Annotated in this window: 14 protein-coding genes; 3 read left to right on the plus strand and 11 right to left on the minus strand. The window is 45.9% G+C overall.

Features of this window, described 5'->3' with window-relative positions:
* The first annotated feature begins 555 nt into the window (after positions 1 to 555).
* Positions 556 to 1815, plus strand: coding sequence for a replication-associated recombination protein A (locus U2P89_RS09140; protein ID WP_076928303.1), 1260 nt, complete (start codon positions 556 to 558; stop codon positions 1813 to 1815).
* On the opposite strand, the gene U2P89_RS09145 is transcribed toward U2P89_RS09140, so the two are convergent.
* The 4 genes from U2P89_RS09145 to thrA form a co-directional block, all read right to left on the minus strand.
* Entirely contained in the window at positions 1812 to 4598 is a 2787-nt protein-coding gene (locus tag U2P89_RS09145) for a putative LPS assembly protein LptD (protein WP_322191217.1), read from the minus strand. The two genes, U2P89_RS09140 and U2P89_RS09145, sit on opposite strands and share 4 nt — an antisense overlap.
* A gap of 84 nt (positions 4599 to 4682) precedes the next feature.
* Positions 4683 to 5984 (minus strand): threonine synthase, encoded by a 1302-nt coding sequence (gene thrC / locus U2P89_RS09150; RefSeq protein ID WP_322191218.1) that lies wholly within the window; start codon positions 5982 to 5984, stop codon positions 4683 to 4685.
* 111 nt (positions 5985 to 6095) lie between these two features.
* The gene (locus tag U2P89_RS09155) at positions 6096 to 7307 is read right to left on the minus strand and encodes a cofactor-independent phosphoglycerate mutase (protein WP_091905424.1); all 1212 of its coding nucleotides are present in this window, start codon (positions 7305 to 7307) and stop codon (positions 6096 to 6098) included.
* 6 nt (positions 7308 to 7313) lie between these two features.
* Positions 7314 to 9758, minus strand: coding sequence for a bifunctional aspartate kinase/homoserine dehydrogenase I (gene thrA, locus U2P89_RS09160; RefSeq protein ID WP_322191219.1), 2445 nt, complete (start codon positions 9756 to 9758; stop codon positions 7314 to 7316).
* A gap of 683 nt (positions 9759 to 10441) precedes the next feature.
* Here thrA and U2P89_RS09165 point away from each other — a divergent pair.
* Both U2P89_RS09165 and U2P89_RS09170 read left to right on the plus strand, forming a co-directional pair.
* A complete protein-coding gene (locus tag U2P89_RS09165) occupies positions 10442 to 11983 on the plus strand; it encodes a family 43 glycosylhydrolase (protein ID WP_322191220.1) in 1542 nt (513 codons plus the stop codon).
* 97 nt (positions 11984 to 12080) lie between these two features.
* Positions 12081 to 13856: a DUF4091 domain-containing protein gene (locus U2P89_RS09170; RefSeq protein ID WP_322191221.1), complete on the plus strand. Its 1776-nt coding sequence runs from the start codon at positions 12081 to 12083 to the stop codon at positions 13854 to 13856.
* A 116-nt stretch (positions 13857 to 13972) separates the two neighbouring features.
* On the opposite strand, the gene U2P89_RS09175 is transcribed toward U2P89_RS09170, so the two are convergent.
* From U2P89_RS09175 to U2P89_RS09205, 7 genes are all read right to left on the minus strand, one after another.
* Positions 13973 to 14680 (minus strand): carboxypeptidase-like regulatory domain-containing protein, encoded by a 708-nt coding sequence (locus U2P89_RS09175; protein ID WP_232001486.1) that lies wholly within the window; start codon positions 14678 to 14680, stop codon positions 13973 to 13975.
* 144 nt (positions 14681 to 14824) lie between these two features.
* On the minus strand, positions 14825 to 15778 hold the full coding sequence (locus U2P89_RS09180; RefSeq protein WP_416188632.1) for a glycoside hydrolase family 43 protein: 954 nt from the start codon (positions 15776 to 15778) through the stop codon (positions 14825 to 14827).
* Positions 15779 to 15826: 48 nt separating this feature from the next.
* Positions 15827 to 17677 (minus strand): endonuclease/exonuclease/phosphatase family protein, encoded by a 1851-nt coding sequence (locus U2P89_RS09185; protein WP_322191223.1) that lies wholly within the window; start codon positions 17675 to 17677, stop codon positions 15827 to 15829.
* 116 nt (positions 17678 to 17793) lie between these two features.
* Positions 17794 to 19383, minus strand: coding sequence for a sulfatase (locus U2P89_RS09190; protein ID WP_322191224.1), 1590 nt, complete (start codon positions 19381 to 19383; stop codon positions 17794 to 17796).
* A gap of 94 nt (positions 19384 to 19477) precedes the next feature.
* A complete protein-coding gene (locus U2P89_RS09195; protein WP_322191225.1) occupies positions 19478 to 20926 on the minus strand; it encodes a sulfatase in 1449 nt (482 codons plus the stop codon).
* 11 nt (positions 20927 to 20937) lie between these two features.
* The gene (locus U2P89_RS09200) at positions 20938 to 21867 is read right to left on the minus strand and encodes an alkaline phosphatase (protein WP_076928313.1); all 930 of its coding nucleotides are present in this window, start codon (positions 21865 to 21867) and stop codon (positions 20938 to 20940) included.
* Between the two features lie 67 nt (positions 21868 to 21934).
* Complete coding sequence (locus U2P89_RS09205; protein WP_322191226.1) at positions 21935 to 23215, minus strand: acetylxylan esterase; 1281 nt, start codon at positions 23213 to 23215, stop codon at positions 21935 to 21937.
* Positions 23216 to 23553: the final 338 nt, after the last annotated feature.

A 23553-nucleotide genomic window follows, 5' to 3' on the forward strand; every position in this document is an offset into this window, starting at 1 on the left:
TTTTTTATCTCTTATCCTCTGATTATCAACTTCATTTTTAACTGCGAAACATCAGCTCGTTAGATAAGGAGTCCCGGGACAAATTGATGCAAAAAACCGAACGACCTGCTACGGCCTTATATCTACGTGCGGAAAAGCGCCATCTGCCATCGGACAAGTTGCTCAAGCCCACCATCTACGACGGGGATTCACCGGTGAAGGTGTCCGACGACCCTAATACATGGCTATGCATGCAATGCCATTCGCCCAATGGTCGGCGCGAAGCAGGTACGGAAGATGATAAAACCCCAACCGGCCTTTACGAAGGGATGAGCTGCCTGGATTGCCATAACCCCCATTCTAACGGCTTAAAGAACAATTATAGAAATGTACATAATTCAAATTTATCTGTTCAACAGTTAGGTATAAATTGAGAATCTTTATTACTTTATGATGGTGGCAATGGTTCGGAGAGTTAAGCGAAGAGTGATACCATGACATTTTGATGCACTGTAAAAGTAGAAGATAAAGAAATTAAATTTATTTATCTTTGCAATGTATAAAAATTGAATTCCTATGGGTACACCTCTTGCGGAACGGCTCCGGCCGCAACATCTCGATGAACTGATCGGCCAGTCGCACCTGGTTGGCAGGGGGGCTGTACTGCGCCGGATGATTGACTCGGGAAGAATTCCTTCCATCATTCTCTGGGGACCGCCCGGCGTGGGAAAGACCACCCTTGCAAATATTATTGCAAACACGCTGAATGCCCCTTTTTACAAGTTGAGTGCCATCAACTCAGGTGTGAAGGATGTACGTGAAGTGATTGAAAAGGCAAAGAATAACCGCTTTTTTGAGTCATCGGCACCTATTCTTTTTATCGACGAAATCCACCGTTTTAGCAAGTCGCAGCAGGATTCCCTGTTGAATGCCGTGGAGACAGGTATTGTCACATTGATTGGCGCTACCACCGAAAATCCTTCATTTGAGGTGATTCGTCCATTACTATCCCGTTGTCAGGTATATGTCTTGAAACCGTTGGATAAGAAGGAACTGGAACAATTATTGAATCGGGCGCTTAACGAGGACTTTATCCTGAAAGAGAGAAAGATAGAAGTTAAAGAAACTGATGCCCTGTTTCGTTTTTCGGGAGGAGATGCCCGAAAGTTGCTCAATATTCTGGATTTGGCAGTAGCTTCCGACAATGATGAAGCAATCGTGGTCACCGACCAGATGGTGACTGAACGGTTACAGGAGAATCCGGCGGCTTATGATAAGGGTGGGGAGATGCATTATGACATCATTTCCGCTTTTATCAAATCGATAAGGGGTAGTGATCCCGACGCGGCAATCTATTGGCTGGCCCGGATGGTAGCGGGTGGGGAAGACCCCAAGTTCATTGCCCGGAGGCTGGTTATCTCGGCAGCAGAGGATATAGGGTTGGCGAATCCCAATGCATTGCTGTTGGCCAATGCATGCTTCGATGCCTTGCAGAAGATCGGTTGGCCGGAAGGGCGTATCGTATTGGCAGAAACTACCATCTATCTGGCCGCATCTCCTAAAAGTAATTCGGCCTATCTGGCTATTGACAGTGCTATGGCGAAAGTGGAGAAGACCGGCAATCTGCCCGTACCATTGCATTTGCGCAATGCACCCACTTCTTTGATGAAAGAGCTTAATTACGGCAAGGAGTATAAGTATGCACACGACTATGAAAATAACTTTGTAAAACAGGAATATCTCCCTAAAGAGTTAAAAAATAGTCGTTTTTGGGAACCCCAATCCAACCCGGGTGAATCGAAAATGAACGAGTTAATGAAGAAACTGTGGGGCTAGTACCAGCTTACTCCCCTGTCATACGGCGAACTGCGTTCGTCCCACTTCAGATCCTGTAATAGTGAGGAGTTGGCACGGATAGTGAAGTTATAGGATTTATAGGGCCCAATAGGGATAAAACTGGCGGACATGCTCCAGCAATGCAGGTTGCGCGTGAGTGTACAGTTGATACTGGTGAATCTGTTGACTTCGAAATTGTAATCGGTATTGAACGTGAAATTCCAGTTTTTGGTGGGCTGGATAGAACCACTCAACCCGAAACTATGGGTGAGTTTCCCCTTATACTCCATGCGTTCTTTGTTAAATTCCCCATATCCGTAACGCATCGAATAATTGAATGAGAGATTCCAATTCACCGAATTCTTCAGATAACCGTCGCTATCGAATTCTCCCATTGAGTTGTCAGTCTGCTCGAAAGAACTTCTCCTTTCGGCTTCTTCATATGGGTTTGCACCTATTGTACCGTCATCCGGTAAATTGTCAGGATCCGGTTCATTTTCATTCCCCCTGGAACTCCCGTCATCACGACCAAATAATTTTTTAAAAGTATCCTGATTCAGTGAATAGGAGAAAGATGTCCCGGTATTCATCAATTTTCCGATCCCTTTGCCATTGAGAACTCTGAGTTTATCTACCCTATGGGGAGTTCCGTTATGATCCAGTTCATAAAGATAGGGATCCCAGGTAGCATTCAGGCTGAGAGTATATGATTTTGACAATTTCAGGCGGATGTTGGAATTGATATTACTCCACTTCATGGAGTCGGCCATCATATTATAACTGAAGTTGATCCCCAGATCGTCGATCAAACTTATCTTTCGTACTCCGGTAGAATCTTTGTCGCTCAGGACTTTCATTTCAAGGTTATTCTTGAAATCGAAACCGATACTTCCACTTTGCCCGGTAGGAGCGGTCCCGAACATCATGGTGGAATAGGGAGAATAGGTATACTCCACATCTTCTCCATACTCGTTCCTGTAGGTGTATGTTTCGTAGAAATTGTATTTCGGGTCGCCGAAATCGGGTCGGTAGCTTAGGCTGATGCTGGGTGTGAATACATGCCGGATCGCCTGTACTTTATCCCCGAACATCTTCCATGGCGTGTACATCCCGTATATCTTTGTCTGTGCGCTGAGCGAGGTGCTGTAATCATACACACGTTTTAGCCCATGTACGGTATCCACGGGAACATGCCTCTTGGCGACAGGATCCCAGGCCTGTTTATGCGCACCGGTGTACCAGCGTTCGGTATAATTGAACGAGGGTGATAACTGGATGAAATCGAACAGGGTAAAGGTTGCGCTTACGGGAATGTTATGGCGCATGCCGTTTGTCCAGTCACGTACTAGATTCGACTTCAGGAATCGGTCTTCTTTTGTGGTGATGGAGTTACGGAATTCGCCGGAGTAGCTCATCGATATTTTTTCGTACCATCGTTCCGCACCCACAGCGTTTTTCCTTTTAAGGGGATAGATACGGCTCATGTTGAGAGAGAGGTTGGGTAGGGTGGCTGCGATAGTGGAGTCTCGTGATACCTGGTTGATGCTCATAGTGGCCGAGAGGCTCCATGGTGAGTCGGGGAAACGTTGGGTGAGGTTCACACTCGAGCTTTTGGTGTTGTTGGAGGCTTCCCGTGAATAGAGACGACTAAGATCCCTGTGGTTGTTCCTGCTGGTGGAGAAGTTCACGCTTGCCGAGAGGGTGCGGTACATGTTGGCTTTCGGGTCCTGCGAATGGGTCCAGTTGATGCGGAGGTCTTTCGCTACGGAGTATGCCTCGGGCACTACATCCTTAAGTTCTTTTTCACCGGTGACCGTAGTGAGGGAATACACATTGAAGTTACCGGAGTATTTGTACCGTTTACGGTAGTTTGAGCGTGCACCGATCCCCCATGAACCTTTTGTATAGAGTTCTCCCGTGACGGCCAGATCGATATAATCGCTCAGCGCGAAATAGTATCCGCCGTTCTGGAGATAGAATCCCCGCGTCATCTCGTCACCGTAACTCGGCATAATGATACCCGACGAGTAGGTTTTTGTAAAGGGGAAGAATGCGAAAGGCAATACGACGGGAAATAGTGGCACATCGGCTACTACCAACCAGGCAGGGCCGGTAACAACATCCTTCTCCGGTCGTACTTTAGCTTTCGAAAGGTTCAGGTAGAAATGCGGATGGTCATGCTGGTCGCATGTGGTATATTTCGCATTCCGCATATAAAAAGAGTTGTCGGGATTCATTTTGGCTTCATTGGCCACGATATGTCCCTCTCCTTGCTGGGTAATTACATTGTTGATAAATGCTTTCCGGGTATCGAAGTTGTAACGCACTTTCTTCATTTCATACTCCATCCCTCCTTCAGAGAAAACGGGGTATCCAAACTCTTTGCCTGCTGAGTCAATACCAAAGGTGGAAGAAATAATACTACTGTCCAGATCCATAGTAATGAATTCCCCCTTGATAGCCAAATTCCCATATTTAACATCGGCATCCCCGTAGAGATAACCCATATTGTTGCCGGTAAATACCATAGAATCCTGAGCCGTGTAAAATACAGCAGTCTCCAATACCTGTTTTGAGGAGACTGAATCGGGACTTGTAGAGAGTGTGTCCTGTGGTTGTTGAGGTGAGGCAATAGCTTGTTTAATCGTGTTAGACAGGATTGATCCTGATGCGGCATTCCATACTGTCGGATCTATTGCAGCAGCTGCTTTTCGGATAAAGAAGCCTTGCAAAAAGATGGCCAGCACAAAATATAAAAATATATATCGTAATAGTTGCCTCATGCGGAATCAGCAGTTAGCGTATGGTTTTGAACGCAAAACTACACATTAATGGATTAATTCGCAGCAAAAATAATAAAAAGAAACTTAAGACTGGCTGATTAGCTTCTTTTTAAAGAGATCAAAGTCATTGGGTAGAGGGATCGATTGCTTTTTGTGTTGCATATAAGCAGCCAGCGCATCCGGGACTTGTATTGGGGCACCGGTAGATGCTTCTACTGTCTCTTTGAATTTAGCCGGATGGGCGGTAGCCAGAAAAATGGCTGTTTCGTCTGACCTTTTCCCTTCTTTCAGTGCCAGGTATGCACATGCCCCATGCGGGTCGAGCAGATACCCTGATTCTATATAAACATTCTTGATGGCTGTGCTGATCTCCTCATCACTGTATCGGAAAGATGAAATATCATTAGTGATTGCTTTGTGAGAATGGCCGTAGAGATCAAGGATACGGTCGAAATTACTGGGAGCACCTACATCCATGGCGTTGGCAATGGTCTGTACCGATGCTCTCGGGTTATATTGCCCGGTTTGCAGGTATTCCCTGAAGACATCATTTCGGTTGTTGGCAGCGATAAATCTATCTACCGGTAGCCCCATACGTTTGGCGAAAAGTCCGGCAGTGAGATTCCCCAGGTTTCCGCTTGGAACAGAAACCACCGTTTTTGTAAATTGTGTTTGTCTTACTAATTGTGCATAAGCCCAGAAGTAGTAGAATGATTGTGGAAGGAATCTGGCCACGTTAATGGAATTGGCAGAGGTGAGTTTTATCCGCTTATTCAATTCATCATCCATAAATGCTGATTTTACCAGAGCTTGACAGTCGTCGAATGTACCGTCCACTTCCAGTGCGACTATATTTTGTCCCAAGGTGGTGAATTGAGCTTCCTGCATATCGCTCACCTTTCCGGAAGGGTACAACACAAACACTCTGATACCCTCTACGCCCAGAAATCCGTTGGCTACCGCACTGCCTGTATCACCCGAAGTAGCGACCAACACGTTTACCTCCTCCTGCTTCTCTTTTACAAAGTGGGAGAGCATCCGCGCCATGAAACGGGCACCTACATCTTTAAACGCGAAGGTGGGTCCATGGAATAATTCCAGCACATAAATCCCGTCTTCCACTTTTTTGAGTGGTATCTCAAAACTCAATGTGTCGCCGACAATGGCATCCAGTTTTTCTTTCGGAATATCTTCCCCGAAAAAGGCCTCCGCAACGGTCTTGGATATCCCTTGCAAGGATAAATCCATCATTCCATCAAAGAATTTCTGAGGAAGACGTGCGATCCTTTCAGGCATATACAGTCCCCTGTCGGGAGCCAATCCTTTTACTACTGCTTCTTGCAGGGAAACGATGAATGCTTCTTTATTTGTACTGTAATATTTCATAAGTAAACTAAAAACTAAAAGTGAAAAAATTGGGACTTGTGTCGCATTGACCCATTGGTAATTAGTAATTAGTAATTGATAATTGGTAATTCAAATCACCATTCTATCTTTTCACCTATCAGCGAAAACCGCTTTCATAAACTGGTCGCCATAGAGTAATCCGTAACTTCCCTCTTTTGCGGCAAACTCATCATATACCTGTACGCTGTCGGGTTCGATATCCCGATGATAGATCAGGAAAGGAATAGGCTCACGTGTATGTGTGCGTATGGCACAGGGGGTGGGATGGTCGGGGAGGATGGCGATGGTAACCGGTTCGTCCCATTGCAGGATCTCTTCATAGATGGTCTTTACAATACGGGCATCCAGATATTCAATAGTTTTCACTTTCAACGGAACATCTCCTTCATGTCCCGCTTCGTCGCTGGCTTCGATATGGAGATATACGAAATCTTTTTCTTTTAATGCCCTGAGTGCCGCTTCTGCTTTTCCTTCATAATTGGTGTTGTAGAGGCCTGTAGCCCCTTCTACCATGATCACTTCCAATCCCGCATACACGCCAATCCCCCTTATCAGATCCACGGCAGAGATCACTGCGCCACTTTTGATCGGAAACATTTCATTGAATGGTTTCATCTTAGGGCGGAATCCTGGAGACCATGGCCAGATACTATTGGCGGGAGACTTTCCTTCTACTATCCTTTTTTTGTTGATGGGATGATCTGCCAGTATCTCCCGGGATGCAAAGATCAACCTGTTCAAAGCCTCGGCTGTCGGTCTTGCCTCTTCGTCGTCGGGTTGTATCAGATGTGCCCGGAATGGTTTTTCCGGAATATCATGGGGAGGAGTGCAACGGAGTCGCTTGTCACCACCTTTCATTTTCAACAGGTGGCGATAGGAGACCCCGGGATAGAAACTAAATATGTCGTTTCCCAATTTGCTGTCAAGGGATCGGATCAGTTCCGCTGCTTCAGGGGTTGAGATATGTCCTGCCGAGTGGTTTTTCAACAGTTCTCCTTCGAGACAAACCAGGTTACAGCGCATTCCCATCTCCCCGGGCAGGATATCCACGCCCATGCTGGCGGCTTCCAGTACGCCACGGCCCTCGTATACCGAAGCCACATCGTATCCCATGACAGAGAGGTTGGCGATCTCACTCCCCGGTGCAAATCCTTCAGGAACGGTATGTAGCAGTCCGTTTCTGCCTTTTCGCGCCAATAGGTCTATGTAGGGTGTGGCGGCGGCCTGTATGGTTGTCTTGTTTCCCAATGAAGCAATGGGTTCGTCGGCCATGCCGTCACCAAGAATTATTATATATTTCATTTTACCTTACCTGATATTTGCAATTGAGATGATATCTGAAAATACGCCTGCGGCCGTTACACCGGCACCGGCACCATATCCTTTGATCACCATGGGATATTCATTATACCGCTCGGTAGTGATCATGATGATGTTATTACTTCCTTCCAGGTCATAGAAAGGATGCCCCTGTTCTACCTCCCGTAGTCCTACTTCACAATTGCCGTTGTCATACGATGCCACGAATCGGAGTCGTTTTCCCTCTTTGGCCAGTTCTTGCCGGCGTGCCTCGAACGATGTATCCATCTCAGGAATAGTCTTCCAGAACTCTTCCAGTGAGCCGTCAAAATATTTCTGGGGTACAAAGAGGTTTTTCTTTACATCTGATTGATTTACGTTGGCTCCTGCTTCGCGGGAGAGGATTACTAATTTCCGTGTTACATCCAATCCACTCAAGTCTATGCGGGGGTCAGGCTCGGCGAATTGTGCCTCCACTGCCATTCGTATCGCTTTGCTGAACGGGATATCTTCACTCAATGTGTTGAAGATAAAGTTCAATGTGCCGGAAAGGACTGCTTCCAGTTTTACGATTTTGTCGCCCGAGTTAGTCAGGGAATTCATTGTGTTGATAATGGGAAGCCCTGCTCCTACATTCGTTTCGAATAGAAATTTCACACCTGTTTTACGGGCAGTTTCTTTCAGATAACGGTAGCTCTCATAATCGGATGAGGCGGCGATCTTGTTGGCGGTGACCACCGAAATATTTTTCGCCATCAGTTCACCATATAATTTCGCGATGTCCGGACTTGCCGTACAATCGACAAATACGGAGTTGAAGATATTCATTTTGATGATCTCTTCGCGGATACGTTCGGGTGAACTCTGTACGCCGTTTGCCATCAGGTTATCGAAGTATCCGTCCAGAGGAATCCCTTCACGGGTGAACAACGCTTTCCGTCCGTTAGCTATGCCTACGATGTTGATCCTTAGCTTATTTTGTTCCTTTAGGGTGCTTTGCTGCTGCTTGATCTGTTCCAGCAGGTTACCACCCACAGTACCGGTGCCGACGATAAATAGATTCAACTCCTGGTAGGGTGACAGGAAGAAGGAATCATGGATCACGTTGAGCGACTTCTTCAGGTCGGATTTGGCTATCACGCAGGAGATATTGGTTTCTCCTCCTCCCTGTGCCAGCGCCACAATACTGATACCGTTCCGCCCCAAAGCCCCGAAAAATTTTCCCGCAATGCCCGGTACATGCTTCATGTTCTGTCCGACAATGGCAATGGTCGCCAGATCATATTCCACGATGATATCGTTAATACTACCCATCCCTATTTCATGGGCAAATTCCTTTCGGAGCACCTGTTGTGACAGGAGCGCATCCTGTGAACGTACTCCGATAGAGGAACTGTTCTCCGATGATGCTTGTGAAACAATAAAAACGCTGATACCGTTATCGGCTAAAGCAGAGAAAATACGTTTGTTTACACCGATCACCCCTACCATACCTAATCCCTGGATAGTGATCAGTGCCGTATCATTGATCGATGAGATGCCTTTAATGATCTTTCCGTTTCGTGAGGGTTCGATATTCTTGATCAACGTACCTTCCGTTTCGGGATGAAACGTGTTCTTGACACGTATGGGGATATTCTTATGATAAACAGGGAAAATGGTAGGAGGATAGATGACCTTTGCCCCGAAGTTGGACAGCTCTATCGCTTCGGTAAATGACAACTCCTCGATGACATAGGCAGAATTGATGATCTTGGGATCGGCTGTCATAAATCCGTCTACGTCTGTCCATATCTCCAGCACCGAAGCATTCATTGCTGCTGCGATGATAGCAGCAGTATAGTCCGAACCTCCCCGTCCCAGATTCGTGATATCATTGTTGTCGTTGCTGGATGAGATAAATCCGGGTACCACTGCCACACGAGGTGGTGGCATTTCGGAGAATGTTTTACGGATCAGTTCATTCGATCGTGCCAGATCGGGAATATGATTGTGAAATTGTTTGTCTGTCTTGATGAATTTGGTGGCATCATATAGTTGCGCCATGTCGATTATCTTGCTGATGATCAGTGAAGAAAGTCGTTCTCCATAGCTGACAATTTTGTCGGAGGTCTTCTGTGAGAGATCGCCGATAAGAAATACCCCTTGTAAAATATTGCGTAGCTCTTCGAATAAATGTCCTGTCTTTAGCTTTAACTCTTCCTTGTCATCCGGAGAGGAGATCATTTTTTCAATCAACTCCTCATGACGCAGAACTATTTCCTCGATCAACGTTTTATAGCCCGGATTACCGTTCAATGCGAAATTGGCAGCCAGCAACAAGCGGTCTGTTACACCACCCAGCGCTGAAACTATCACAATGACGGGCTCCCTCTCTTTTTCTATGATCTTCTTGACTCGTTGTAAACTACCGGGATCACCTACGGATGTTCCCCCGAATTTCATCACCTTCATATTGATTATATTTTTAACCCTGAGGTTATATGAAACATTTTTTTAGAATTGAAATTAATAAACTAACTTGTTGATCCCGACAACGTGTCCTGAAATGAATTAACTCATCAGGTAGCTCTTTATTCTTTAATGGATGTATGGAATTTGAAATTTGACTCCCATTCGGTCGTCGAATGACAGTTTGACCCCTTTCCAGTCGTCTAATAATAGTTTGACTCCTTTCCAGTCGTCTAACGTTGTTTCTCGTCAAAAAACGGACGAGTCCGGGTGCGAAGAATTTACATAACCCCCTAAGGGGTCATGGTCATAGTAGTGGTAGTGTGGAGGTATGTTGAATACAATCTCTGCATTGCTCAGATTTGATTTTATTGCAAAGATAGCGGAATAATTGATAAAATGCAATAAAAACAGAGAATATAGCTGTCGTTTTTCATCTTTTACCACAGGAATAATGCTTATTTTCTCATAATATAGGATGCGTCTCGGAAAAGTTCAATAAATTAGATTATTCCTGCGTTCGGCAAAACAAGTAAACTCGTTCTGCTCTCTCTTAACGGAATAATTCAAACAAGTTTGGCTTTTCTCTCGGCTTTCACTATTTTTGTCTGTTGTAATTCATGAGTCGGCAGGATGATATTATCCACTAACCCTATTGTTCAGTTACCGGCAGAAAAATAGTCATAATGAAACTGACAAATCTTTTGGTAATTTTCTTTCTCGTAGCGTCCCTCTCAATTTCCCAGGAGAGTTCTTTTTTTAATAATCCTGTTATTTGCGGCGATATGGCTGACCCTTCCGTTATCAGGGTGGGAGATACCTATTACGCGACAGCAACATCTTCCGAATGGGCTCCTTTTTACCCGGTATTTATATCGAAAGATATGGTCAATTGGGAGCAGACCGGACATATTTTCGACGAGCAGCCGGAATGGACTTCGACTTCGTTCTGGGCACCGGAGTTGTATTATCACAATGATACCATGTATTGCTATTATACTGCCCGGCGAAAAACGGACAATATCTCCTACATAGGTGTGGCGTCATCGGAAGGAACTTCCCTGCTTTTTAAGGATCATGGTCCCATTGTGGAGCTGGGTACCGAAGCTATTGATGCCTTCGTGTTCGATGATGATGGCCAGCTCTATCTCACCTGGAAAGCATATGGCCTTGACCAACGTCCCATAGAGTTGCTGGGAAGCCGGTTGTCTGCTGACGGATTACGGCTGGAGGGGGAACCGTTTTCACTGCTAAAGGATGATGAAGGGATTGGCATGGAAGGACAACATCACTTTAAAAAGGGTGATTACTATTACATCCTTTATTCGGCGAAGAGTTGTTGCGGCCCTTCGAGTGATTATGACGTGCGGGTTGCCCGTTCCAAGCACTTTAAGGGGCCTTATGAAAAGTATGAGGGAAATCCCATCCTTTCAGGAGGAGAGGGAGATTATATGTCTGTTGGCCATGGAACGGTGGTAGAGACACCCGACAGTCGGATGTTCTATCTGAGTCATGGATATCAGGCGGGTGACGCATTTTACCTGGGGAGACAACCTGTTTTGCATGAGTTGGAAATGACAGACAAGGATTGGGTTCGCTTTAAAACCGGGAAGCAGGCCGTGAATAGACAGCCTGTTCCGTTTGAAGGTTCCGTGCAGAAAAAGGTATCCGATTTTAAGGATGATTTTTCCGGGGAAACATTGAAAGTAGACTGGACATGGAACTATCCCTTTGCAGAAATAGATGTAACATTGAATGACGGTGAACTGATATTGACAGGAAGACCGATAGCCGGGAACGAACACGGGACAGCCCTTTGTCTGCGTCCGCAAGCAACACACTATAGCTATCAGGCAAAAGTCAGTAATATCAATGATAGTTTCAAAGGGTTAACGATGTACGGTGATAATAGGAATTTGATGTCGATCGGTATTACAGGTGATCGGGTGGAATTGAGATCGGTGAGAGAAGGTCTGGAAACCGTTCTTTTCCAGACTGTCCCTGAAGAAAAAATTTCCTATTTCAGGATTGACGTGGAGAGGGGATGCTTCCTCACGTTTTCCTACAGTGGCGATGGGGAATCCTGGACTTCGGTGAATGATACTCCTCTCGATGCTGCATTCCTGGTGCGGTGGGACAGGGTAGCCCGTCCCGGATTGATCCATATAGGAGAGGCTGAGGTTCCGGCAGTGATCGATTATTTTGTATTAGAGAACGAAAAAATGTGAAATAACCTAACCTGATTTATTATCCGGATTAAGTAAATGATAAATTAAAAGTATGCAATAACATAAATATATCATATATCTATTATCTTATTTTTCTATGAGTATTTCATCAACTATTTTACGATTATCCGTATGCATGTTGATAGGGTTACAGGTTTTAGCCCTTATCTCATGCGAAAGCAAGCGTCCGGAAAAAGAGTGTAACACTTTTGAAGAGATGCAGGATCCGACAGACGATACATTATCCGACTGGTCAAACGTGCCCGCAGGGTTACAGGCATCGTTTATTTCGATTGACGACAAACTGCCGAAATCGGTGGCGCCCCGGGTATCTCCCAATAAGAGCGTAACAGTTACAGGTTGGAAGGGGGAAAAAGTATCAGCCCAACTACTTTTATGGTCGGTTTCGAATATCGATCAGGTAGAATTGGAATTCACCGACTTTCAGGCACAGGGAGGTAAACTGCCTGCATCTGTTGCACAGGCAAGGTTTGTCCGCTACGTGATGACCGATGAGTTCGGCCCCGGTTGCGGATACCGCAAACCTGAAGATTTTCCGTCATCACTGGCAGCGGATATGTTGGATAACCTGGAGTGCTTCAATGTAGAAGCAAAGAGTGTCAGGCCGGTCTGGCTGACTTTTGCCATTCCCTCCGATGCTGTTGCCGGAGACTATAAGAGTACCCTGAAACTGTATGCAGGAGGAAGTAAGGTGGAGGATTTTGAAATAACGTTGAATGTGGTGGATCAGGTACTGCCCGAACCGTCGGAGTGGCTCTATCATCTTGACCTGTGGCAACATCCGTCGGCCGTGGCAAGGGTGCATAACCTGGAAGTGTGGAGCGATGCCCATTTTGAGAAAATGAAGCCATTGATGAAGATGCTGGCCGATGCGGGACAGAAAGTGATCACCGCTACCCTGAATATGGATCCGTGGAATAATCAGTGCTATGATGCCTATGCCGATATGATCATCTGGACAAAACATGAAGACCAAAGCTGGACTTTCGACTATACTATTTTCGATAAATGGGTAGAGTATATGATGGATCTGGGTATCGACAAGATGATCAATTGCTACTCTTTGCTCACCTGGAATAACAAGCTGCACTATAATGATATGGAAAAAAGGGAGTTGGTCACCGTAGAGCTGAAAGCCCAGTCGAAAGAATATGTGGAGATGTGGAGTGTCTTCCTGAAAGATTTTACCAGCCACTTACGCGAAAAAGGATGGTTGGAGATAACCAATATAGCCATGGATGAGCGTGCACCGGCAGATATGCAGGCGGCGTTGAAGGTATTGGAGAGCGCGGCTCCCGAGCTGGGTGTTTCTTTGGCCGACAACCATAAGAGTTACAGGGACTACCCGTGGATAAAGGATATTTGTGTTGGGGCCGGTAACGAGGTAACCAAAGAAGAGATCGCCGCACGAAGAGCCAAAGGACTGATTACCACTTATTATGTGTGTTGCTCCGATCCGTTCCCCAATATGTTTACCTTCTCCGCACCGGCAGAATCGGTCTATGCCGCATGGTATGCCGTAGCTGCCGATTTTGATGGCTTCCTGCGTTGGGCTTATAATTCGTGGGTTGAAAATCCGTTGACTGATTCACGCTTCAGGACATGGCCTGCAGGTGACACCTATATGGTTTATCCTGATGCACGCAGTTCTATCCGCTTCGAACGCCTGGTGGAAGGAATCCAGGATGCGGAAAAGATCCGGGTATTGCGCAAAAAATATACCGAAGAAAACAGCCCTGAGTCATTGGCAAAACTGAATCAACTGGAAGAGGCGATCGAGTATTTCAATACACTGGATCCTTCTGCCGACTGGCAGGAAAAGTTGAACGATGCCAAGAAATTGCTGAATTAAACAATCATGATGAAGAAAGTATTCTTTTTTATCTCTTTGATCTCCGCTCTCTTTTTTCTCTGTTCCTGTAATGGGGCGAAGAAAGAGTGGCGGTTGGTCTGGGAGGAGAACTTCGACTACGGAGATCTTTCCGAGGCTGAGTTGTGGTGGTCTAAAATTCCGAGAGGAGGCTCCGACTGGAATTCGATATCGTCACTGTTCAGGGATGAGATGCCATCGCCTCCGTCCACGCCACCCCATAGTCCGGGTTGTCCGTAGTTGCTGTTGTCGATCGGCATACCGTCTACAATATAGAGCGGTTGGTTGTTGCCGAATGAGCCATTACCCCGGATGACGATGCGGGTCGAGCCCATAGCGCCGGTAGTGGGTTTCACCACGTTGATACCGGCTACTTTCCCCGCCAGTCCGTCCGCCAGTCCAGGGCTTTTTACCAGGAAGGCATCTTCTTTCAATTCGGTGACGGAGTAGGCCAGTGCTTTCTTTTCTTTCCTCATGCCCAGCGCGGTGACCACCACCTCATCCATCATGATGAGGTCTTCTTTCAGCATCACCTGCATGAACTCTCTGCTCACCGGCTTTTCTACTGAAGTAAATCCTATATAAGAGAATTGTATTACCCCGTCGGCAGGAGCTGCCAGTGAAAAATCCCCGTCAGCGCCGGTCACCGTGCCGGATGTACTGCCCTTTATTTGTACGGTTACGCCCACAAGCGGTTCCCCATGCTCATCGGTGACTGATCCCGTGACCGTGATCTGTTGTGCCTTTACAAAAAGCGAAGAGAACAACAGAAATAAAAAAATGAATGTAGGATGCAGATAAATCATAATGCAGGTGTTTTTAGTATAATGATTATCTGCAAATATAAATCGTACCCGACCAGTATGCAACGCCTCAGGGACGAACACAACTAATCGGGTACGAATGGTACGGGTTAGCCTGATTTTGGGTGAACCGGCAGGTAAAACAGGTCAGAGCGGGTTGGCAGCTACTCCTTCGAAAGTCATCTCTACCGGTTTGATATACCCGTTTTCATCAAACTCCATCTTGTCAATACAGGTCACCCGATGGTCGCGATGAATATTCGGCTCTGGTCGGCGGTGGTATACGATGTACCAATCGTCACTTTTAGGGTTATGGATTATTGAGTGGTGCCCTGCGCCTGTAGCTATTTCAGGATCCTGCTCCAGGATAGTGCCGATCCGTTCAAAGGGTCCTAACGGATTATCGGCTATAGCATAGGCTACCTTGTAATCGGGGCCACCCCAACCGCCTTCCGACCACATAAAATAATATTTGCCGTCCTTTTTGAACATAAATGGACCCTCTACATAATTCTGAGGAGTTACCTCCTTATAGAGCTCTCCGTCGGGGAACGGCCTGATTCCTGTAAAATCATTATTAAGCAGTACCACGTTACAATGTCTCCAGCCACCGTAAAACATATAGTAGGTGCTGTCGTTCTCCTTGTAAACGAATTGGTCGATCGGTTGCGCACCATTCACGATCTCGTTGATCAGCGGTTTACCGAGCAGATCTTTATAGGGACCTTCCGGCCTGTCACTTACCGCAACACCGATACCTCCTGTTTCGTCCTCATTCTGGATATCGTTGGCTGCAAAGAAGAAATAATATTTTCCGTCTTTCTCAATCACTCCCGGTGCCCACATGGCTATCTTCGCCCATTTTACCTCTGCCGTGTCGAGGATATTCTCATGTTTTGTCCAGTTCACCAGATCGGGAGAGGAGAAACAGTCGAAAAATACCTGTTTCTCATACAAGTCGGAATAGGTTGGAAAGATCCAGTACTGGTCGTCATATACAATCGCCTCGGGATCGGCATACCACCCTTCAAAGATCGGGTTTCCGGAATAGTGTACTATATCGTTTTTCTCTTTGTTATTCACGCATGCGGATAATAACATGGCTCCCGCCAACATAAAAAGGATTTTCTTCATTTCGTTTTCAGTTATCTATAATTCTTTTTCCAGTAACTTTTCTCCTGCTGCATTGATCACTTCGACGGTCAGTTTGTCTTCTCTCTTCTCAAGCACCATCACCGTACCGACTGGTTCTCTGTTACCTCCACCGATAATGACAGGGAAGTTATTTCCTGTTTCTCCCTTTTCTATTACCCGATAGCGGTGCGTATGGGCGTTGAGGGAAATATTAAATGGGGCATCCTCCAATACCGGTATCCATAGATCGGAGCAGGGGGAGAAGCTATCGGGCTTGACGCCAAAAATAGGGATATGGTGGACCAGTACCCGTTTCCTGGCATCCTTAAATGCTGTGGATTGCAATTCTTCTTTCAGGAACTCGGCCTGGTCGATCCGGTGCTGGGTGTAATCATTCATATCGTAATACACCCAGTGGTCGTCCGGCTTGTCTTCACCGCAATCGAGAAGGACAAAACGGGTGTCACCCAATGAAAAAGCGCTGTAGGAGCGACCACCCATTCTCCCGAGATAGTCCCACAAGTGGAGGGAGTATTCTCCTCGTGTTTCGTGGTTTCCCCTGATAAATATGGAGGGTATTTCGTCGCTTTTTATCCGGGGCGTATAGGTGAGTAGCCTGTCCACAATATCACTTTCCACCTCTACATCATCAAAACAGTCGCCGTTAAAGATGACCAGGTCATAAGGCTTATCCTCTACCAGAGAATGCAGTTTATTGAACATCTCCATATTACTGTGGATGTCGTTGTATACGATCACACGGAAATCTTTCATGTCATCACTCCAGGTGGTGAATGATTTGATATCGGATCTTACGGTGTCTCCAAACTCCTTGTAATAGCTGGAATATCGGGTGATTTCCTGGGATACGACCCGGTAATAATACCGTGTACCCGGTTGCAGGTCGGTAAGGCGTACCCGGTTGATCTTGTTGTTCGCAACCATAACTCCTTCGATGAAAGTGCGCGCCCGTTTCAGGTTATTGGGATCTGTGCCGTATTCCACCCAACTTCTCGCCGGCACATTGGTCAGCCACATCACGGTCATCTCGTCGGTGCCGGGGTTCTGCAGGTAAGGGATGGTGCGCATTACTTCAGATGCGGGTGTTTTCAGGCGGATATCCACAAACAGAGGTCTATGGTCTGATGCTACCTGCTCATCGATTACGTGAGCCCTGTATTTCGCATAGGTCTCGCCTTTGGCCGTATATCCCAGTATGTAATCAATTGTTGACCGGGGATTGACCGATGGGGAGGTGGGCTGTTTAGGATTGGAGAGGATCTGCCACTTATCCTGCAGGAATGTGATAGGTTCGGAATCAGGAGTGGCATTGAGATCTCCCATCAGAAATACCGGTTTGTCGTATATTTCTACGGCATCGGTAATGATCTTAACCGATTCGAGCCGTTCTTCGTTGGTAAGCGACAGGTGTGTATTGACTACCACGTATTTATCGAGTTCCACTATCAATGCGGTGCGAGCTTCTTTGGCTCCCGGAAGAGCAATCTTTTTTACTGCGATCGGCTTTTCCCGTGTCAGGACGCCGTTGCCGTACTTCCCTCCGTCGTGCAGGATGGAATAACCGAAGGTAGCATACATGCCGGTTTGTTCCGAAAGTAATTGCAGGATATCGATATTGCCGCTTCTGACTACTACACTGTCCACCTCCTGTAATCCCACCACTTCGGGGTTGATGTCAATGATCAGTTTGCCGATCCGTTCAATATCTATTTTGCCGTCCATCCCTTCACCGTGATGGATATTGTAACTCATAAGACGGTGTGTATTTTCCCGCTGTGGAAATGTTTGTGCCCCTGCATGGAACAGAACGAGGCTGAAGATTGATAAAAAGACTATTTTTTTCATCGGATTGTACATTACTTTTAGAATAAAGGACAAAGACTTTTATAAAACTAAAAACTAAAAATTACTAACTGTCAAATCATGAAATCAATAAATTGGCACATTAGCATATTGGCTCATTAATTCTGGTGTTCGAGATATTCTTTCAGGAATTTTTCATTGAGTTCGTTACTATCTCCATAGTACACCCGTAACTCTTCCAATCTCTTATGGAGCATATCGCGTACTTCGGCATAGGCCGGATCATCATAGATATTCCTCATTTCCATAGGATCTGTTTCCAGGTCATACATTTCCCATTCGTCTATATCATAGTAAAAATGCATCAACTTGTATCGTTCAGTTGCTACACCATAATGCCGCTTCACCATGTGTACCGATGGGAATTCGTAATAAGTGTAATAGACGGCATCTCGCCACTTGTCGGTTTTTCCTGCTACCACTTGTCGGAAAGATTCTCCCTGCATCTCTTCCGGTACTTCGATCCCTGCATAATCAAGGAAAGTAGGAGCAAAGTCAAGATTCTGGACTAATGCGTCTATGACAGTTCCGGATTTTATCTCTTTGGGATAGCGCATCAACAACGGAGTTCTGAATGACTCTTCATACATGAACCGCTTGTCGAACCAGCCGTGCTCCCCAAGGTAAAACCCCTGGTCGGAAGTATAGACCACAATGGTGTTTTCTGCGAGGCCTGCTTCCTCAAGATAATCAAGTAATTCTCCTACGCCGTCGTCGATTGACTTGATAGTACGCAGATAATCTTTGATATAGCGGTTGTATTTCCACAAGGCGATTTCTTTATCCGTAAGGCTGTGGTATTTCGCTTTGAATTCTTCATTTTCAGGTGTATATGCGGCCAGCCAGTCTTCACGCTGCTTATCATTGAAGCGATTCAGTTCATGATGAAATCCGGTGCTGTCGCCATAAGGGTCGACGATCATTTTAAAGTCGTGTCCCCACATGGCATGGCCGTGAACCTGCATCTCCTGTTCCTTAGCCGCTCTTCCGCGATCTTCGTAATTGTCGAAGAAGTTGGCGGGCGGTTCAAAAGTCACATCATCATAAAGGGTAAGATATTTCGGAGCCGGTTGCCAGTTGCGATGGGGGGCCTTCTGGTGATACAACACACAGAACGGCTTATTGGGATCACGTTTATTTTTCAGCCAGTCGAGGGTGGTTTCGGTGATGATTTCAGTGCAATATCCTTCCTTGCGGACCCTTTCACCATCGATCAGAAAATCGGGATTGTAATATTGTCCCTGTCCCGGAAGCACCATGGAGAAGTCAAATCCTTGTGGTATGCCGTCGAGGTGTATCTTACCGATCATGGCGGTTTGATAACCGTTAGCCTGCATCAGTTTCGGGAAGTTGGGCTGATTCCAGTCAAAGGGTCGGTTGTTATCGACCTTACCATTCACAAAACTGTGCTTTCCGGTAAGCAGGACCGCGCGGCTGGGTGCACTGATGGAGTTGGTAACTGTTGACCGGGAAAACAGGGCTCCTTCTTCTGCAAGCCTATCTATATTGGGTGTTTCGTTCAGCCCGTAGCCATAAGCGCTGATTGCCTGATAGGCATGGTCGTCGCTCATAATGAAAATGATGTTCGGCTGTTGAGGCTCTTTCTCCTGGTTCTGGCAGGCACCTAGCAGTGCCAGCGAACTGATACCCGCCCATTTTGCCGGAATAATCAAATTATATCGTTTCATTGCGTTTGTATTAAAAGTTCAATAAAATTGGTCGTTTTGAGTAGCCTTCACTCCTCAATTTTCAATTCTGCGCTCGGCAAAACAAATAAATTTGTTATTGTCCGGGAATTCTTCCCGGTTGTCTACGGTTGCTACCCTCATTTCCAGTGAGATCATCACCCAGATCCTGTCGTGCTATGTTGGCAATTTGTTCAAGCTTTCCTACAATATCGGGATAAGTCCCGCTCACATCATAGCGTTCACCGGGATCTCGTCGCAGGTCGTAGAGTGCACCGGGGAAGGGGAACCCCTCTTTTACTTTTCCCGGCTTTCCTTCATTGCCCGGTTGTGATCCTTCGTAGCTTCTTCCCGGGTGCGGGTAAACCAGTTTCCAATCTCCGTGTCTGACTGCTTCCAGGCTGTTCTGCCGGTAGTAATAGTAGAAAGTTTCTCTCGGCTTAGCTTCTACATCTCCTTTGAGTATAGGTAGGAGGCTGACACCGTCGATAATATGTTCAGGCAGAGGAGCACTTGTTATCTCCGCCAGAGTGGGAAGGATATCAATACCTGAAGCGAGACTGTTGGAAATGCCTCCTTCGGGGATAACGCCCCGCCACATCATAATACAGGGCACACGTTGTCCTCCTTCGAATGTAGTCCCTTTCCCTTCGCGATAACCGGCAGTACTTCCTGCGTGATTGCCATAGTTGAGCCAGGGTCCATTATCGGAGGTGAAAATTACGAGTGTCTGTTTATCCAGGCCGGTCTCTTCCAATGTTTTTATGATTTCTCCCACGCTCCAGTCGATCTCCATCATCACGTCACCGTATAGCCCCTGCTCTGATTTTCCTTTGAATTTATCGGAAACATAGAGAGGTACATGTGGCATCGGATGGGCCAGATAGATAAAGAAAGGATTGTCATGGTTTTTTTTGATAAAATCGACGGTGCGATAGGTGAAGTCGGTGGTAAATTGGGCCTGATCGTCAGGTGAAACCGCCGGATTTACGATCTCCTTATTTTCGAACAGAGGCAGGTCGGGATATGTGCCTGTCGGGTGCAGTGGCCACATATCGTTGGAGTAGGGGATACCATAAAACTCATCGAACCCGTGATTGGTGGGCAGGAATTGGGACTGAACTCCCAAATGCCATTTACCGTAGGCTGCGGTGGCATATCCTTTCTCTTTAAGTAATTCGGCAATGGTCACTTCATCGTCAGAGATCCCGATCCCTGAAGTGGGTCCTAATGCACCGGCAAACCCGACACGGTTTGGGTAGCATCCCGTAAGCAGACCGGCGCGGGAAGCACTCGATACCGCCTGTGGCGAATAATAATGAGTGAAGAAGAGCCCTTCATTGGCCATCCTGTCGATATGAGGTGTCTTATATCCTGTAGCTCCGGTGAGAGACAAGTCTCCATATCCCATATCGTCGAGATGGATCAGTATCACATTGGGTAACTCTTTACCTGCTTTCTCTGATTGTTGAGAGGGGGTGCAAGCGACAGCGGCTGAAAGAGCTGCCCCCCATACACCTACCCTTATCTTTGATTTTCTTTCCATTTTATATGTTATCAGTAGAATACCTGTTTCATAGAACGCCCAACCCATACTTGTGGTGGACCTAAATGAAATATGTCGGCGATGGTGGGTGCGACGTCAAACTGCATCATGCTTTCCTGAAATTCACCTCCCTGCTGAATACCCTTACCTGCAATGATAAAGGGTGTTTCCATTTCCATCATTGTTATGCCTCCATGTCCTTTATCTATACCTCCATGGTCTGAAGTGACAATGATGATGCTATTGTCATACATGCCTGTTTCTTTCATGGCGTTAATTATCTCACCTATCTGGTCATCCAACTCTTTCAATTTGGCATAATAGCCGGGTGTATCATGTCCATCTGCATGACCCACATCATCCGGACTGTCATAGATAAACGCTGCCAGTGTCGGCTTTTTTTCTTTGACATATTTTACGGCAAATCTGGTGAGTTCTGTGTTCAGCTTGTTGTCGTTGGGGACATTGCGATAGTAATTCAGAGAAAGTGTATCTATCAGGTATTTAATCCCATCCCATTCATATATTGCTCCTATTTCAGCTTCGGGAGCAGCTTCTTTCAGTAGATTAAAGATGTTGGGAAACATCCCATTCCGGTTTAACTCGCGGGAGGGAAGATCGGGTGTCTGAGACCCCCAGGTGGTGTATCCGTGTAACTCCGGCCCCGCTCCCATAAACATAGATGCCCAGTTTACCGCACTTGATGAAGGAAGTACTGTCCGTTTTTGCAGGGTGTAACTACCTTCTTTCATCAGTTGTTTCACATTAGGCATATCTGCTTTTTCTACACTATAGCTGCCCCATCCATCTAGTCCGATGAAAACTACATGTTGGGCTTTCCACGCAGGGGTATTATCTTCGCCGGTGCCTGACCCACATCCTGCCAACGAAAAAATAAAAAGTAACAGAAGAACACCAATAATAGGATTGATTTTTTGCATAGGATTGATTTTTATAGAGAAATAACCTTTTTGTTTGCGGCGGGAATGGCCTGTTGGTATGCTATTTTTATTTCAAAAGTTTTTTGAATAACCAGTTATTTTTGAGTTCTTGCTGTTCCGGGAAAGTCCAGTGCTGGGTTTCCTGGAAAAGATGCAACTCTTTGGATCCGGGAATGACATTGTAGGCGGCATGCATCGATGTGGGCGGGCATACGTTGTCGTTATATCCCCAGCTATACCAACCGGGTACTTTGACGAAGCGGGCGAAATTCACCACATCATAATATTTTGATGTTTCTATTTTTTGGGGCTTATTGGTGAAATTATCTTTGAACATGTGGGGCCAACCTCCGGCACGGCCGTGTAGATAGCCGGTTAAGTCGGAAAGAGCCGGGTAGAAAGCAGCCAGATAATCGATACGGCTATCGAGTGCTGCTGTAATAATGGAGAGTGCGCCACCCTGACTTCCGCCTGTTACTGCTATATCCTGACCGTTAAAACAATCGAGGGACTCGATAAAGTCTACAGCTCTCACACAACCGAGATAAACACGTTTATAGTAATAATTATCTTTGTCATCCATATTGGCGACCTGGTAACCGTTGAGCGCACCACTACCCAGATTGTCGTAAACTTTTTGTTCAAGGTTTACCGGGATGCCGTGAATGCCAATCTGGAAGGTGATGATACCTTTTTCAGCACTCCGCACATCACCGTAGTAAGGTCGTATCCCTGCACCGGGAACATGCAGTATTGCGGGATATTTCCCTTCGGCTTTGGGTTTACATAAGATGCCATAAATTTTTCCTTTAATGTTATCAATGCTCACATGGTACACATCCACTTTGTCGGTGCATCGTTCAGGCATCAGGGTTAATACAGGGTTTATGGGTATCTTGGCCAAATCCGCCTTGGCTCCATCCCAAAACTGTTCGAAGTCGGATGGTAGTGTAGTGGTCGGTTTAATCTGTTCGGGAGAAAATCCGGCAGTCGAGTAAGAGGAATAGGTTTTCCCGTCAACCTCTACCGATGCTTGGCAACGTAAAAAACCAGCATCATTGAACCGTTTGGCTTTGACAGTGGCCACTCCTTTCTTGAGTGTGACGGTTTTTTCTTCCCATGCATCCATCAATTCGGGACTGATACGGTATTTCACATCGATCCCATCTAAAGGAACATTATTTTTGAGTACCATAATCTGAAATTGGGCCTGTTCACCCTTTTCATAGGTCCAATCAGATTTATCCGGTGTCACGATCACCTGCACCAACTGCCTTGCAGGTTGAGAAATACCTTGCAGGCAAAGAGACAATATAAAAAACAAGAGTAGAAATAGACGATTTTTCATACGATTATTATATTTTCATTAAAGTGTATGGAATTGTTTTGATGAACCTTTGATATCCAAAATAATTAACAATTTTGTTTTTACCCGGCAAGTTAATCAAAAAAACTGACTTTTAAATATATTTTACTACTTTTACAATCAAGTTTACACATCATGCTGAAGCTATCTAAATACAACTTTTAAGTTGGGACCTGTGAAAATAATGATTAATCAGCAATAAATAACTTTAATAAACTCTTCTGCATCTTTTTCTCAAAGGTGTGGAAGAGTGTTTTTTATAAAACAAAATGGACATTCAAAATTTCTCCCGGAAACTATTTTATATCCATTGTAAAAGT

This window comes from Proteiniphilum sp. (assembly GCF_034331125.1).
GTDB lineage: Bacteria > Bacteroidota > Bacteroidia > Bacteroidales > Dysgonomonadaceae > Proteiniphilum > Proteiniphilum saccharofermentans.